At 62.1% G+C, this 14,800-nt stretch carries 14 protein-coding genes; 6 read left to right on the forward strand and 8 right to left on the reverse strand.

What is annotated here, in order from left to right:
- Positions 1 to 22: 22 nt before the first annotated feature.
- The 3 genes from F6X39_RS20415 to gcvA form a co-directional block, all read right to left on the reverse strand.
- Positions 23 to 1,114, reverse strand: a complete 1,092-nt coding sequence (locus tag F6X39_RS20415; RefSeq protein ID WP_018419956.1) for an ABC transporter ATP-binding protein — start codon at positions 1,112 to 1,114, stop codon at positions 23 to 25.
- A 377-nt stretch (positions 1,115 to 1,491) separates the two neighbouring features.
- Positions 1,492 to 3,990 (reverse strand): CoA transferase, encoded by a 2,499-nt coding sequence (locus F6X39_RS20420; protein WP_187617888.1) that lies wholly within the window; start codon positions 3,988 to 3,990, stop codon positions 1,492 to 1,494.
- Positions 3,991 to 4,277: 287 nt separating this feature from the next.
- Positions 4,278 to 5,186 carry a transcriptional regulator GcvA gene (gcvA, locus tag F6X39_RS20425; protein ID WP_187617889.1) on the reverse strand — a complete coding sequence of 303 codons (909 nt, stop codon included), beginning with the start codon at positions 5,184 to 5,186 and terminating at the stop codon, positions 4,278 to 4,280.
- A gap of 337 nt (positions 5,187 to 5,523) precedes the next feature.
- On the opposite strand from gcvA, the gene F6X39_RS20430 reads away from it, so the two are divergent.
- Genes F6X39_RS20430 through F6X39_RS20455 form a run of 6 tightly spaced genes read left to right on the forward strand, consistent with a single transcriptional unit; the run spans position 5,524 to position 10,343 of the window.
- Entirely contained in the window at positions 5,524 to 6,255 is a 732-nt protein-coding gene (locus tag F6X39_RS20430) for a succinate dehydrogenase/fumarate reductase iron-sulfur subunit (RefSeq protein WP_187617890.1), read from the forward strand.
- Positions 6,252 to 6,584, forward strand: a complete 333-nt coding sequence (locus tag F6X39_RS20435; protein ID WP_184040186.1) for a succinate dehydrogenase — start codon at positions 6,252 to 6,254, stop codon at positions 6,582 to 6,584. The genes F6X39_RS20430 and F6X39_RS20435 overlap by 4 nt, the downstream gene beginning before the upstream one ends.
- Positions 6,581 to 7,000, forward strand: a complete 420-nt coding sequence (gene sdhC / locus F6X39_RS20440; RefSeq protein ID WP_187617891.1) for a succinate dehydrogenase, cytochrome b556 subunit — start codon at positions 6,581 to 6,583, stop codon at positions 6,998 to 7,000. The genes F6X39_RS20435 and sdhC overlap by 4 nt, the downstream gene beginning before the upstream one ends.
- A gap of 29 nt (positions 7,001 to 7,029) precedes the next feature.
- The gene (locus tag F6X39_RS20445; protein WP_187617892.1) at positions 7,030 to 7,899 is read left to right on the forward strand and encodes a fumarate hydratase; all 870 of its coding nucleotides are present in this window, start codon (positions 7,030 to 7,032) and stop codon (positions 7,897 to 7,899) included.
- A gap of 46 nt (positions 7,900 to 7,945) precedes the next feature.
- Entirely contained in the window at positions 7,946 to 8,557 is a 612-nt protein-coding gene (locus F6X39_RS20450) for a FumA C-terminus/TtdB family hydratase beta subunit (RefSeq protein WP_184043520.1), read from the forward strand.
- A 34-nt stretch (positions 8,558 to 8,591) separates the two neighbouring features.
- A complete protein-coding gene (locus F6X39_RS20455; protein ID WP_187617893.1) occupies positions 8,592 to 10,343 on the forward strand; it encodes an L-aspartate oxidase in 1,752 nt (583 codons plus the stop codon).
- On the opposite strand, the gene F6X39_RS20460 is transcribed toward F6X39_RS20455, so the two are convergent.
- The 5 genes from F6X39_RS20460 to F6X39_RS20480 are packed head-to-tail and all read right to left on the reverse strand — an operon-like array spanning position 10,283 to position 14,751.
- Entirely contained in the window at positions 10,283 to 11,191 is a 909-nt protein-coding gene (locus F6X39_RS20460) for a LysR substrate-binding domain-containing protein (protein WP_187617894.1), read from the reverse strand. The two genes, F6X39_RS20455 and F6X39_RS20460, sit on opposite strands and share 61 nt — an antisense overlap.
- A 34-nt stretch (positions 11,192 to 11,225) precedes the next feature.
- Positions 11,226 to 11,978, reverse strand: a complete 753-nt coding sequence (locus F6X39_RS20465) for a sulfite exporter TauE/SafE family protein (RefSeq protein WP_018422887.1) — start codon at positions 11,976 to 11,978, stop codon at positions 11,226 to 11,228.
- Positions 11,979 to 12,006: 28 nt separating this feature from the next.
- Positions 12,007 to 12,927 carry an ABC transporter permease gene (locus F6X39_RS20470; RefSeq protein WP_187617895.1) on the reverse strand — a complete coding sequence of 307 codons (921 nt, stop codon included), beginning with the start codon at positions 12,925 to 12,927 and terminating at the stop codon, positions 12,007 to 12,009.
- On the reverse strand, positions 12,920 to 13,729 hold the full coding sequence (locus F6X39_RS20475; RefSeq protein WP_260330686.1) for an ABC transporter ATP-binding protein: 810 nt from the start codon (positions 13,727 to 13,729) through the stop codon (positions 12,920 to 12,922). The genes F6X39_RS20470 and F6X39_RS20475 overlap by 8 nt, the downstream gene beginning before the upstream one ends.
- 2 nt (positions 13,730 to 13,731) lie before the next feature.
- Positions 13,732 to 14,751 carry an ABC transporter substrate-binding protein gene (locus F6X39_RS20480; protein WP_184073945.1) on the reverse strand — a complete coding sequence of 340 codons (1,020 nt, stop codon included), beginning with the start codon at positions 14,749 to 14,751 and terminating at the stop codon, positions 13,732 to 13,734.
- Positions 14,752 to 14,800 lie beyond the last annotated feature (49 nt).

Consider the following 14,800-nt stretch of genomic DNA (forward strand, 5'->3'; position numbering starts at 1 on the left):
AAGGTGATTTCGCTACGCGTGGTCAATTGAAAACTCTCAGATGATCTTCATGAAACGACAACGCGATTCGATTTCCCGGTTGGACATGGGCCGCCCCGTCCTGCCCGAGCGGAACCTTCACGAAACACTCTGTTTCTCCGGGGCAGCGGCAGCGTAGCCGGACGTGATCGCCGAAGTAGATCATCCCAAGCGTTTCGCTGTTGATGACATTGCGCTGCTGTTCGGATTGCCGTCCGATCGAGAGCCGCTCGGGACGGATCACCCCTGTGGCGTGGCTACCGACATTGAGCCCGGCAACATTCAGCGCACGTACGGTCGTACCGTCTGCAATGCGCAACTCGCAATAATTACCATCCCGGCTTACGACGGTGCCTTCCACCCGGTTACTGTCACCAATGAAGTTGGCTACAAACAGATTCCTCGGCGATTCGTAGAGCGAGTCGACCTGGTCGAGCTGTTGGATCACCCCCTGATCAAAGACCGCTACTCGATCAGACATCGTGAGCGCCTCACCTTGATCGTGTGTGACGTACACAAAGGTCAGGCCAAGAGATTCGTGCAATGCCTTGAGCTCTATCTGCATGTGCTCGCGCAGCTGTTTGTCCAGCGCGCCAAGCGGTTCGTCCATCAGCACAAGCTTGGGGTTGAACACCAACGCACGCGCAAGCGCCACTCGCTGTTGCTGACCGCCTGAGAGCTGACCTGGCATTCGCTTACCCAGCTTTTCCATGTGGACCATCTCGAGCGCCCGCTTGACGCGCGCGGCCCGCTCGTCTGGCGGCATCTTGCGAACCTTGAGGGGATACTCGAGGTTCTGTCCGACGGTCAGGTGTGGAAAGAGTGCATAGTTCTGAAATACCATTCCAATGTCGCGTTTATGCGGCGGAATACGATTAAGTAACTGACCATCCAGCCAGATTTCTCCATCGGTTGGGTATTCAAACCCGGCGAGCATCATGAGACAGGTCGTCTTTCCCGAGCCAGACGGACCAAGCAAAGTGAGAAACTCCCCCTTCTGGATGTCGAGATTCAGGTCTTTGACGACGAGTGTTTCTCCGTCGTATGTCTTCCGAACATTGCGGAAGCTCACAAATGTATTGCCCTGGTCTTGCATGATCGTTACCCTCAATGTCTTTCGGTGCGGAAGGCACCTGGCAGCGCAGGCGGTAGTGCTGTGTCTGCAGATCGGCTGCGGCGACAGGGAGGCGCACAGGGTACTTCCTTCCCCGTGCCTCGCCATGGGCGTTTTCGCGCCATGTGCTGCGTAGCTCGATTGAGGTTCTCGATAACGATTTCTGCGCCTCGCCGGGTGTTTTCGGTACCCGGGAGCTTGCGGTGTCGTACGTGCATCTTCGTCTCCAATCTTATAAATATTCGAACACCCCTTCGCTACAGCCTTTTTTCTTCTAAGGTGCTTGCTGCTATCGGCCGCGCCCACACATCAGCGGAGCGGTCGCGATTTGCTCCGGCTTGCCCGCAACGGTGACGTGTTCAGCTGGGCAAGTACTCCTCGCTCCAGCTTTCGCCGACCGCCCCTCGCGCAATCAACGTCGCAATCTGGGTATCGCTGTAGCCCATCTTGCGCAGAACCCCTCGGGTCGAGGCACCAAACTTTTCTGCTGGCGCCAGTGCGCGGATCGGAGCAACGTGAGGGCGAATCGCAAAAGGATCGAGTTGGATGACGCGTCGTCCACTCGGATGCTCGGCATACACACTGAATGAATAGCTGGCGTTATCGATACCCGGACGATTGTCTGCAGGGCGGCTGTAGCGTTGGCGCAGGTTGTCGATATTGTCCGGAATGGCTGCCGCCACATTGGCCGCTTGCAACCGCGTCTGCCAGGTTTCGGCGGAGGCCGTGGCGAACGCGGAGCTGAGAAACGCTGCGGGATCTGCCGCGTCACGGATGCCCGTCAGCCCGTCTACGGCGTTTAGCTTGTCCAGTTCCTTTTCGCTGGCGTCCACATACAACCAGTCATCCGCGGCCCGAAAGAAGCGTGACAGATTGCCAAAGCCCTGGGCGCTACGGCCGGAAGGCTCATCGAACGGAGCCCGCCGTGGGTAGTCGTAGCAGAAGGGAATCTGCACCAGGTTGCCGAGCGATGCCAGGGAGGTGCGGGCACGGCTGATCTCGCCGGTTCTGGCTTTGCGATATAACGCCGCGGCAACGCCGAGCGCTGCAGCGAACCCGCAATTCACGTCAATGGTTCCGACGTGAGCGTGTTCCTCTGGCGTTGCCATGCCGCCGCCGAAGCGCAGCATGATGCCGGTGCTGGCCTGGATCAAGTCGTCGTAGCCGAGATAATCGGTCCGCGGGCCGCGACGCGGTCCCCCAAAGCAATCCAGTTGACAGAAGATCACGCCAGGGTTGACGGCCTGGAGACTGACTTCGTCAAGACCCAAAGGTGCCAGTTGACGATCCGGTGCATTCATCACGATCACATCAACCGAACGAACCAATTGGTTAAACACCTCGCGTCCGTCAGGGTGGTTCAGGTCGACCAGGACGCTTTGCTTGCCGCGGCCCGAAGACATGCCAAAGACCACTGTGTTCCAGGGATCATAGTTGGGCGTTACGGGGTCGAGCTTGATAACCTCGGCGCCGAACCGGCCGAGGTAGGAGGTCGAATGCGGACCCGCGATGACATTGGTCAGATCGAGGACACGCACACCGTCAAGCCAGCCGCCAACATGCTGTTCAGATGGGGGCGGCAGTGCCGTGGGCGCGCACTTATCCAGGATGGCCAGGGCTTCTTTGAGACTCACCGTGCGGCGCGAGTCGGGCGAGAGCATCAAGTCGGCACTGTCTTCCAGCCAGGCGATCGCGCCGGGCTGTTTCATGTTGCCGTACTGGTGGTCGTCGACATCGACCACCAGACCCGCGGCGTTGGCGTGCTCGTCATGCAACCACTCTTGAGTCGATCGGTGGGGCGCACCGGGAAACCGGCCTTCGCCGAAAATTTTTTCCCACTCGGTCGCTGTCTTGGTCAGGAACACCTCCTTCATGCGTGCCGAAATGCGCCGGGCCCAATGGTCAGGCAACGGGTAGACACCGAGTGAGGCGTCCCCCTCCCACTGAGAGATAGGAAGGTATGGGTCGCTCACTGTCGGCAGCCCGGCAGATAGCATTTCCTCGTACAAGCCCATCGCCTGAAGGCAACGCCTGGCGTGCGAGCGGTGTGACGGGCATACCGCATAGAACTTGCGACCGTCCGCGCACTCGTATGTGCGGTAAAAGGGATCGAGATATTCTTGCAGTTCTTCGTAGCTGAGATTCATCGGAAGATTTTCCGACCGCCGCCGCTCAATTTCCTTTTCGCGCAAGGTCTTGTAGCGTTCGGGATAACCGTCGATCTTGATCGAGTTGTAAGACAGCCCCTCCATCACCGCCGCGGCCAGAGGCACCTCGATCCGATCACCCACTCCCGTGCGCTCCCGCGCTTGCAGAGCGAGTGCCACCGCGGAGACCGCCAGCATGGTGCCGTAGGACGAGGCTAGCGGCAGCGGCGAAAAGCTCGGGTTTATCCCCATCAGTACGCGGTTCTGACCCATATCGGTGAATACCCCGGAGGCCGACGCAATAATCGGCTCGAGGGCGCGCCAGTGACGACGCAACTGGTCGTTGCTGGCGAAGCCAGGGATGGACAGCGTAATGAGCTCGGGCCTTTGACGACGCAGCTCGGCGAAGTCCAGGCCCAACCGGGTCATGACGCCCGGCCGGAAGTTCTCGATCACGATATCGGCACGCGCGATGAATGCCATGGCCGCCTCGAGCCCCTGCGCGGACTTCAGGTCAAGCTGCAAGCAATACTTGTTGCGGTTCAGTACGGCATTGGCCGGGCTGTCCCAAAGCGGCCCAGCAGGGGGATCGATGTGAATGACGGTGGCGCCGAGATCCGCCAGGATCATCGCCACGGCCGGGCCGGCGATGTACTGGCCAAAGTCGATGACTTTCACGCCGCTAAAAGGCAATTGTTTATGCTTTCCCATGGCTCGCCGACTCATCTCCAGGACCTGCGGATCGTCCGAAACGCAGGTCATCATTGGGGTGGGTCGCCGCCAGCACCAATCAACCGCATTTCGAATGCGAGGCGAGGGGCCTTGGCGACGAACTGGGGATCACTGTCGGATACAACGGGGAGCCGGTAAAGCAATAAAAAAAACGAGGATGGGGCTATTTTATTTATGGCTGAGGCCGGCGGCGTGAACGCGCAGGAAAATGACCCGTCGATCACTGGCAGCCCGGCGAAATGGACGTGCGATGTCAACCTGCCTGATCAGTTTCGCGCACGCCCCTCCTGAGCCTTCGCACTCAACCAGGCCACGAACGCCGCGGCATCAGGGTTGACGATGCTGTGAGGAGAATAGACCAGGAAGAAAGCTTCACTGGTCGTAAGCCGGGATTTGAAAGGCGCTATCAGTTGCCCGGTGTCCAGCATCGACTGGACCAGCGACGAGCGCGCCAAGGCCACCCCTTGACCAAGCTCGGCCATTCTCAAAGCAGAGATCAAGGTATCGAACTGCATTCCCTTCGAAGAGTCGACCTGTCCCGCGCCTGCTTTCTTCAACCAGTATCCCCAGCCCTCCTCGTAGCCCAGGACGTGGAGTAGTTCGTGGTAACGGAGATCCTTCGGCGTAGCCAGTGGCGCCTGTTCGGAGGGCAAGAATGGGGCGCAGACCGGCAGCAACGTATCCCAGGTCAGCCGCTCGGACTTGAGTCCCGTCCATTCTCCATGTCCATAGCGGATTTCCATATCGGCTTCGACGTCGGTCACGCTCGAATCGCCCCCCCATATGTTGCTGGTGATACGCAGATTGACCTCGGGGTGGCGTTCACGAAAGTCGGGTAAGCGCATTGCCAGCCAATGGGTAAAAAACACCAGGCTGACCCGAACGGTAAGGACTCTGCCGTGACCTTGCCCGAAGATCTCTTCAGTTGCGGCCGCCAGTCGCTCTACGGCCTCGTGGACAACCGGCAAATAGGCTAGCCCGGCCTCAGTGAGCTCGAGTCCTCTTGGCAAGCGCTTAAAGAGGACTGCCCCCAACTGCGACTCGAGTCCCTTCACCTGTTGGCTTACCGCCGCCTGGGTCAGGCTCAACTCTGTCGCCGCATGGGTGAAACTGAGATGCCGGGCAGAGGATTCAAATGCGCGCAACCAGTTAAGCGGAGGTAATCGTTTTCTCATTCTGCAGACCGTTTGACTAAAGCTGTCCGACTTCGTGGATTAGTTGCGTGTTGCGGCAACTCAGGATCCACTAGACCCGCGGACGCGGCGGCATTCCCTGGCGTCGACGAGTGCCTGCTCACTCCATCCAATTGGGCAATCGAACATATGTTAGCGCGGAATTTCGAACGCTCTGACATGACAAGCCTGGTGGGGCGGTTTCAAGAGCGTTCTCACAGGCCCTCGCGCGCCCGCGAGCATAAAAAAACCTTGAGCTTGCAACAAGAATCTTTGGCTTTGACGGGCGGCGCGCGCCCCTTAGACTGGCTTCGCAATCATTCGAACCTCAACGGTCACGATGCGAACCACTCCCCCGCAACTCAAGGTCGACGTCTGGCGCGGTAACGACGAAGGCAGCTTTCAGCGCTTCGACGTGCCGAGCATGGAAAGTCAGACCGTGCTCGACGTGGTGATCCACATCCAGCGCCATCTGGATGCGACGCTGTCCTATCGCTTTGCGTGCCGGGTCGGCATGTGCGGTTCATGCGCAATGACCGTCAACGGCCGCGCGCGATGGACCTGCCGCACGCACGTCACCAAAGTCATGAAGCACGCCGGTGACGTGCTCGAAATCGCGCCTCTCAATCACCTGCCCGTCATCAAGGATCTGGCGACGGATATGACCGCCTTCTTCGACAAATGGCGCGACGCGAAGGGCTATTTCAAGGGCGAACACACGCGTCACGAACCTGCCGCTTGCGTCGATCCCGCCTCCGCCGAACGCAAGGCGGCCGACGCGGGGATTGAATGCATTGGCTGCGGTGTCTGTTATGCGAGCTGCGACGTCGTCGCATGGAACCCCGACTATCTTGGACCCGCCGCGCTCAATCGTGCGTGGACGCTCGTCAACGACGTACGCGACATCCAGCAGCAAACCCGCGTCGCAGCCGTCTCCAACGACGCAGGCTGTCATTCGTGCCATACGCTCGGCTCGTGTACCGAACGGTGTCCCAAGTCGCTGCAGCCGACGGCCAGCATTGCTGGCCTGAAGCGGCTTCGCGGCCATGCGCCGAAAGGAGAACCGCGATGATGAGCGGCTGGCGGTTGCAGCGCCTGTCGGCGATGGTGCTGACCTTATGCGTGGCCGTCCATCTTGTCACCATGATTATCGTCGTGCATGGCGGGCTGAGCGCGGCGAACGTGATCGCGCGTCTGCACGGCAATACGGCGTGGGCGGTGTTCTATTCAGTGTTCGTGCTTGCGTCGTCCGCGCATGTGCCTGTCGGGTTGAGAAGGATCGCCGAGGAGTGGCTCGGCTGGCGCGGGCGCAGCGTCGGGGTGGCGAGCGTGATCGTCGGCATTGCGTTGGCGATTGCCGGTCTGCGCGCGGTCTTCGCGCTGGTAGGAGGGCCGCAATGAGCGACATGGCACGCGCAGCGAAACCAGCAACAGACACGAACCACGCCCGACACCGCACCCCTGGCCGGCGCGCCGACTCGCGCGCGCGCAACCATCCCGCGTGGTGGGCCTTTCTTGTGCACCGTCTGTCCGGACTCGCGCTCGCCTTCTTTCTGCCGCTGCACTTCTGGGCGCTCGGCACCGCTTTGCACAGCGCAGCATCGTTCGAGTCGTTTCTCGCCGTGACGAGGCAACCCGCCTTCGTATTCGCCGAGTGGGGCCTCGTCACGTTGCTGGCCGCGCATCTGTTCGGCGGCGTGCGCATTCTGCTCATCGAATACCGGCCATGGAGCGGTTTGCGCAAGAACCTGATCGCGGCGACAGCGGGCGGCGCATTGGTCATCGGGCTGGCGTTTGCGCTGTCGCTCACGTCGTGAACGCACGGTCCCCCGACGGAGATTCATCAATGGACATGCAGCAGATCGAAGAGGTCGCGAAGCAGTTGTACATACGCGCGCTGAAACATTTGCCGCCCGACATCAAGGACGGTATCGCGCGCCTCGAACGCGCTGAAACCGACGACACCGCGCGCCGCGTGCTGGGCACAATGCGCACCAATATCGCGATTGCCGAAGATCGGGACAACCTGCTGTGCCAGGACACCGGGCTGCCGATCTACAACGTGACGATCGGCACGGGCCTCGCGCTCGACGGCGTCGCGTTGAAAGCAGCGATCCGGCGCGGCTGCGAACGGGCCACGCGCGAGCATCCATTGCGCTCGTCGGTCGTGCATCCGTTGACGCGGAACAACGAACATTCGTCTTGCGGCGTGCTGATGCCCGCGATCCATATCGACTTCGACTCGACAGCCGACACGCTCGTGATCGAAATGATTCCGAAGGGCAGCGGTTCGGAAAACAACTCGTTTCTGAAAATGGCGATTCCGGCGGAAGGTGTCGACGCGATCAAACGCTTCGTGATCGACTGCGTGGTCGATGCGGGCGGCAAGACGTGTCCGCCGACGATCGTAGGCGTGGGCATCGGCGGTACCTCGGATCTGTGCGTGTGGCTCGCCAAGCGTGCCGCGACGCGCGCGCTCGGTACGCATTGCGACGATCCGGCGGCGGCCGCGCTGGAGGAGGAACTGTCGGCCGCGGTGAACCGCCTGGGCGTCGGCCCGCAGGGGCTCGGCGGCGACGCGACATCGTTCGCGGTCCACCTCGAACTGGCGGCGACGCATATCACGATGAATCCGGTTGCCGTGAACATGCAGTGTCATTCGGCCCGCCGCGCGCGCGCCACGCTGACGCCGGCGGGCGTCGAGTATGGCTACTGACACGCGGGCTGTCCGCATCGGCACGCACACCGTCAAGGAACGATCGATGACTCATCACACCCTGTCCATGCCCGCTAGCGAAGCGCAGATTCGCGCGTTGCGCACGGGCGATACCGTTACGTTGACAGGCACGCTGTTCGGCATCCGCGACGCCACGCAGATCCACATGTTCGACCGTGGCCGCACGACTCGCTTCGATCTGCGCGGCCATGCGGTGATTCACACCGCGCCGAACGTGCGCAAGGTGCCACGCTCGGACGCACATCCGGCGGGCTACGAGCCCGTCTGCGTCGGCACGACGACGTCCGCACGCATGGAGCGCTTCACCGCGGCGCTGATGGCGCAGTACGGCGTGCGCATCGTGATCGGCAAGGGCGGGCTCGGGCAGGCGTCGAGCGATGCGTTCGCAAAATACGGCGGCGTGTATCTCGCGATCGTCGGCGGCACGGCGGCGCTGGAGACGACATGGATCGAACAGATCGAAGACGTCGATCTCGACGACCTGAACCCCGAATCGCTATGGCGCTTCAGGATCGGCGAATTCGGCCCGCTGCTCGTCGCGATGGATAGTCACGGCGGCAGCGTCTACACGAAGGTCCAGCAGAGCACGCGTGAGCGGCGCGAAGCGGTGCTCGCGTCGCTGGGCATCAGAAGCTGAACGAACGCAGCGTCGTTCATCACGGGAACCGACCATGAAGCACGTGGATACCGACATCCTGATTCTCGGCAGCGGCGGCGCGGGCCTGTTTGCCGCGCTGCATGCGCAGGCCGACGCGCCGCAGTTGCGCATCACGATCGCCGTGAAAGGATTGCTCGGCAAATGCGGCTGTACGCGCATGGTGCAGGGCGGCTATAACGTCGCGCTAGCACAGGGCGATTCGATCGAACGTCACTTCATGGATACGATCGAAGGCGGCAAATGGCTGTCGAACCAGGAACTCGCGTGGACGCTGGTGACACGCGCGGTCGAGCGGATCAACGAACTCGAAAACGAACTGGGCTGCTTCTTCGACCGCAACCCGGACGGCACGCTGAAGCAGAAGGCATTCGCCGGGCAAACCTTCGACCGCACGGTGCACAAGGGCGATCAGACTGGCATCGAGATCATCAACCGGCTTGCCGAACAGGTGTGGGCGCGCGGGATCGAGCGGCTCGAAGAACATCGCGCGGTGGAATTCATCGAGTCCGAAGACGGCAGCGCACTGGCCGGCGTGCTGATGATCGACATTCGCAGCGGCGAATTCGTCTTCGTGCGCGCGAAGGCCGTGCTGCTCGCGACGGGCGGCGGCCCCACGATGTACAAGTACCACACGCCGAGCGCAGACAAGAGTTGCGACGGCATGGCGATGGCGCTGCGTGCCGGCCTCACGTTGCGCGACATGGAGATGGTGCAGTTCCACCCGACGGGCTTGCTGGCGGGCACGCATACGCGCATGACGGGCACCGTGCTCGAAGAAGGGCTGCGCGGCGCGGGCGGCTATCTGCTGACGGGCGACGGCGAGCGCTTTATGCACCGCTACGATCCGCGCGGCGAGCGCGCGACGCGCGACATCGTCTCGCGCAGCATTTTCCGTGAACTGCGCGCGGGCAACACGACGCCGAACGGCGGCGTCTATCTGCGCATGGATCATCTCGGGCCCGACAGCGTGCGCCGGCGTTTCAAGGGCATGGTCGAACGCTGCGCGGATTGCGGCTTCGATCTGGCGGGCGGCCAGGTCGAAGTGGTGCCGACCGCGCACTACATGATGGGCGGCGTGATGTTCGAGACCGACTGTTCGACGACGCTGCCGGGCCTCTTCGTCGCGGGCGAGGATGCGGGCGGCGTGCACGGCGCGAACCGGCTGGGCGGCAACGGCGTCGCGAATTCGACGGTGTTCGGCGGCATTGCGGGTGAGACGCTCGCGCGCTGGGTGCCGCGCCATGGGCGCCTCGCCACCGCCGATGCCAGTCAGATCGAGCGCGCCATCGAACGTTGCACGCGGCCGCTCGGCCAGCCTGCGGGCGATCTCGAATCGATACGCGACGACCTGTACGAGTTGATGTGGCGCGACGTCGGCATCCTGCGCGACGAGCAGGGCTTGCTGCGCGCGAGAAGCGCATTGATCGACATCGGCGAACGGCTGGACCGCACGGGTGTCGATGGACGCGATCTGCGCTTCAACCTGTCGTGGCACGACTGGATGAACCTGCACAACCTGACGCTCGTGAGCCGCGCGATCGCCGAGTCGGCGTTGCTGCGCGAGAATTCGCGCGGCGCGCATTTCCGCGAAGACTTTCCCGACGCCGGAGATCTGGACACATCCGAGTATGTATGCCTGCGGCTTCAGCAGAACGCCTTCGAAACCAGCCGCCGGCGCGTGCAGTTCACGCGCGTGAAGCCTGGTCAGTCGCTGCTCGACGAATCATTGCCACTGGCGGAAACGTCGGCCGCCGTCGTGAAGTGACGCTTCACGGCGGCCGTGAACGCTTCGCGTCCGTGTTCGCGCCGTTCCAGCAGGCCGACGCGGCGCGGCGCGATCCGCTCGGGCAACTCGGTCACGCGCAGCCCTGATTCGTGATTCCAGTTCGCATTCGCGAGACGCGGCACTACCGAAACGCCGAAACCGCGCTTCACCATTTCGCAGATCGATTCGAGCGAGTTCAGCTCCATGATGTCGTGCACGGAAGCGTCGAGGCCGCGCAGCGCGTCGTCGATCAGCATGCCTGTCCACGTCTGCCGGTCGAAACGGATGAACGGCTCACGCAGCAGCGTGTCGACGTGCGCGCGCGGATTGTCAGCCGACGAGATCAGCACCATCGGCTCGTGATACAGCACCGTCCACTTCAACGCGGCGGGAAAGCCGGTGGGCGACTGCGTGACGATGGCGGCGTCGAGTTCTCCGTTCTCCACGCGTAGCGTGAAGTCACTCGACAGGCCCGTGAAAAGCTTCAGTTCGAGGCGCGGGTAGCGGCGTTTCAGATTCAGCATCGCATCGGCGAACGCGCCCATCAGCGACGACACCAGCGCGCCGACCCGCACGACGCCCGCCAGTTCGTCGCGGCCCGCCGAGGCCAGAATCCGCCGATAGTTGGCAACCAGCGTTTCGGCGAGCGGCACGATCGTGCGTCCCTGTTCGCTCAATGCGACCGAGCGCGCGCTCCGTTCGAACAGCACCATGTCGAGATCGCGTTCCAGTGAACGCATCTGCAGGCTCACGGCAGCCTGCGTGAGACACACTTCGTCGGCGGCTGCGGCGAACGAGCCGTGGCGCGCGACGGACAGAAACGTGACGAAATAGCGAATCGCACTCATGACGCTCACTCCGCTTGACGTTGCCGTATCGGCATTACTTTATCGCGTGAACAAGCGATGAGCCCAGCAGCGCCACGCCCGAAGCGAACAGCAGCGCAAGCAGCACCCGCCGAAACGCGGTGTCCGACAGACGCCGATAAAGCCGTGAGCCGAGCCACGCAAACAGCAGCGACGACGGCAGCATCCAGGCGAAGAGTACTAACGTCTGCTTGCCGATCAGGCCCGTCAGTGCATACGTGACGAGCGTCAGCGATTGCATCGCGATAAAAAAGCTTTGGCAGATCGCGCGCTGCGTATCTTTGTTGTGACCGCGCAGCATGCACCATATGGTCGGTGCCGGACCGACGAGCCCCGCAATGCCGCCCAGAATGCCGCCGACCACACCGACGCCGCCGTCCGCCCAGGCACCGCCTGCCGTCACCGTCGGCAGATCTTTCGCGGCGAGCATCACGCCGCAATAGACGATCATCAGCAGACCGGCGCCGATCCGAAAGCCGACGGGATCGATGAACGGCAGCAGCGTCGCGCCGATCGGCACGCCGACAATGCCTCCTGCGATGAACGGACCGATGATCTTCGGCCGTATCTGCGAGCGCACCGTATGCACGGTTAGCATCTGTCCGACCAGCGAGCCGACCACGAGCATCGGCCCGATCGCTTGGGGCGGCAGCGCCCATGCCCAGAACACCATCGCGACGAGACCGAACGCAAATCCCGCCAGCCCCGACACGAAGCCGGCGACCGCGCTGCCTCCAATCACCAGCAGCGCGATGTCGGCGCTTAGCAACGAGCCTCCCGTGCGTGCACGCCATGCTTCACGACTGCATGCCCCAGCGTTGCACGGTATGGCGTTCGAGTACGCGGAAGATCAGGTTTTCGACGGCGAGGCCAATCAGAATCACCGTGAACAGACCCGCGAACACGTTCGCGATGTCGAGCAGGTTCTTGTTTTCGTAGATGAACCAGCCGAGGCCGCCGGAACCCGAACTCACGCCGAACACGAGTTCCGCCGCGATCAGCGTGCGCCACGCGAAGGCCCAGCCGATCTTCAGGCCGGTCAGAATGCTCGGGAACGCAGCGGGCACCAGAATCGCGGCGACGTAGCGCCCGCCGCGCAACCCATAGTTGCGCCCGACCATTTTCAGCGTGTTGCTCACCGACAGAAAGCCCGAGTGCGTATTCAACGCGACCGACCATGTCACCGAATGCACGAGCACGAAGATCAGGCTGCCGTTGCCGAGCCCGAACCAGATCAGCGCGAGCGGCAGCAGCGCGATGGCGGGCAGCGGGTTGAGCATCGACGTCATCGTTTCGAGAAAGTCCGTGCCGATGCGCGACGTGATCGCGGCGGCCGTCAGCAACGCGGCCAGCAGCAGACCGCAGCCGTAGCCGAGCAGCAATACGTGGATCGACGCCCATGCCTTGCCGGGCAGTTCGCCGTTTGCGATGCTCGTGCAGAACGCGTCGACGGTCGCGCTGAAAGTGGGAAACAGCAACGGATTGTTGAGCCAGCGTCCGTAGCCTTCCCAGACCAGCGCGAGCAGCGCGAGGATCAGGAACTTGCGCAGCCAGCTCCGGTTGTACAGGCGCTCGAACGGTGACAGCGGCTTTTCGACGACGCTGAAATGCTGTGCATCGCTGGGTTCGCGAATGATCTCGCCGCGCGGCGCGCGCGTGATCATGTCGTCACGGGGCGGATGGACGGATGCGGAACCGTGTGCGGTAGCGTCAGACATTCTCTGCCTCGTGGATTTCGTCTTCGAACAGCATGTGCTGGATGCGTTTTTCGAGCGTGGCAGCGGATTCTCCTGCCGCCGCCGTATCGAGTTCTGCCTTGACCTGTCCCGGGTGCGGCGACAGCAACAGAATCCGGCTGCCGACCTTGATCGCTTCAGGAATCGAATGCGTGACGAATAGCACGGTGAAGCGCGTTTCCTGCCATAGCGTCAGCAGTTCGTCCTGCATCTTGCGGCGCGTGAGCGCATCGAGTGCGGCGAACGGCTCGTCCATCAGCAGGATGTCCGGTTCCATCGCCATGCCGCGCGCAATCGCCACGCGCTGCTTCATGCCGCCCGATAACGTATGCGGATGGCTGTCCGAGAATTTCGTGAGGTTGACCTTGTCGATGTAATGCATCGCGCGCTGTTGCGCTTCGCGCGCCGACAGCCGGTGCGAAGCGAGCAGCGGAAACATCACGTTCTGCCTGACCGTCTTCCACGGCAGCAACTGGTCGAATTCCTGAAAGACCATCATCCGGTCGGGGCCCGGCTTCGTCACCGTCTTGCCCTTCAGCGTGATCGAGCCTTCCGTCGGCAGCAGATAACCGCCGACGCTCTTGAGCAACGTCGACTTCCCGCAACCCGATGGCCCAAGCAAAACGAAACGGTCGCCTTCGAATACCTGAAAGTCGACGCGATACGTTGCCATCACGAGATGCCGCGGCGTCTTGTATTGCAGCGTTACGCCGGCGACATCCAGTAACGGCATGCCGCTCGGCGAGGATGTGGCGCGGGTTGCTCCAGCACGCGTGCGATGCATGATCAACTCCCTTGAAGCGATTGGGCGGTCGGAAAGAACATGTCCTTCCACGAGGCGGGTTTGGTCTTGATCAGGCCCGTGCGTGCCATGAAATCCGCGTATTTGACCGTGTTTTCGGGCGTGGTCGTGAAGGCGACATCGGGTGACGAAATCATCTTTTCGATGTCGGCGACATTGCTCTTGTCCTTGCTGATGCGCAGGTAGGCGAGTGCGGCCGCGTGCTTGTCCCTCGTGATCTGCGCTTCGGCATCGTCGAGCGCGGCCATGAAGGCTTGCACGAGTTTCGGATTCTGTTGATAGAACTTCGTCATGCACCAGACCAGATTGAAGGTCGACTTGCCGCCCAGAACGTCATACGAATTCACAACGGTGCGCACGCCAGGGTGGGCCAATTCCTGTTCCTGAAACGGCGGCGAGCCGAAATGCGCGGTCACTTCGCTATTGCCCGACAGCAGCGCCTGCTGCGCATCGGGATGAGCCAGCGAGACAGTGTATTTATCGAGCTGCCCCTGGTTGCCGGCGCCGAAGGCCTTTTCCGCGGCCATTTGCAACGTGATTGCCTGGATCGACACCTTCGCTGCGGGCAGCGCGATCTTGTCCTTGCCGGTGAAGTCTTTCAACGTTTTCACCGTCGGATTGTTGGTGTTCAACAGCAGCGGCATCGAATTGATCGCCGACAGCGCCTTGACCTCGACGGGCGTGCCGCGCGTACGCGCCCACAGCAGCACGAGCGGCGCGACGCCGCCTGACGCGATCTGCAACGAATCGGACAGCAGCGCGTCGTTCATCACGTTGCCGCCCGCGAATTCGACCCATGACACTTTCAGATTCGGCACGCCCAGTTGCGCGGCGTGCTTTTCGAGCAGCTTCTGATCCTGCATCAGCATCAGCGGCAAATAGCTGACGCCGTATTGGCGCGCGATCCGGATCTCCGACAGTTCAGCGCGGGCGGGCGCACTGGTGAGAGCTGCGCCGAGAGCGAGCAGCGTTGAGAGAAATACGGCAACTTTACGAAGGCTCATTGCTGGACACTCCTTGCGACAGGAACGGCACGGCCAATCTGTTGAAATG

This window comes from Paraburkholderia sp. UCT2 (assembly GCF_014397665.1).
GTDB classification, from domain to species: domain Bacteria; phylum Pseudomonadota; class Gammaproteobacteria; order Burkholderiales; family Burkholderiaceae; genus Paraburkholderia; species Paraburkholderia tuberum.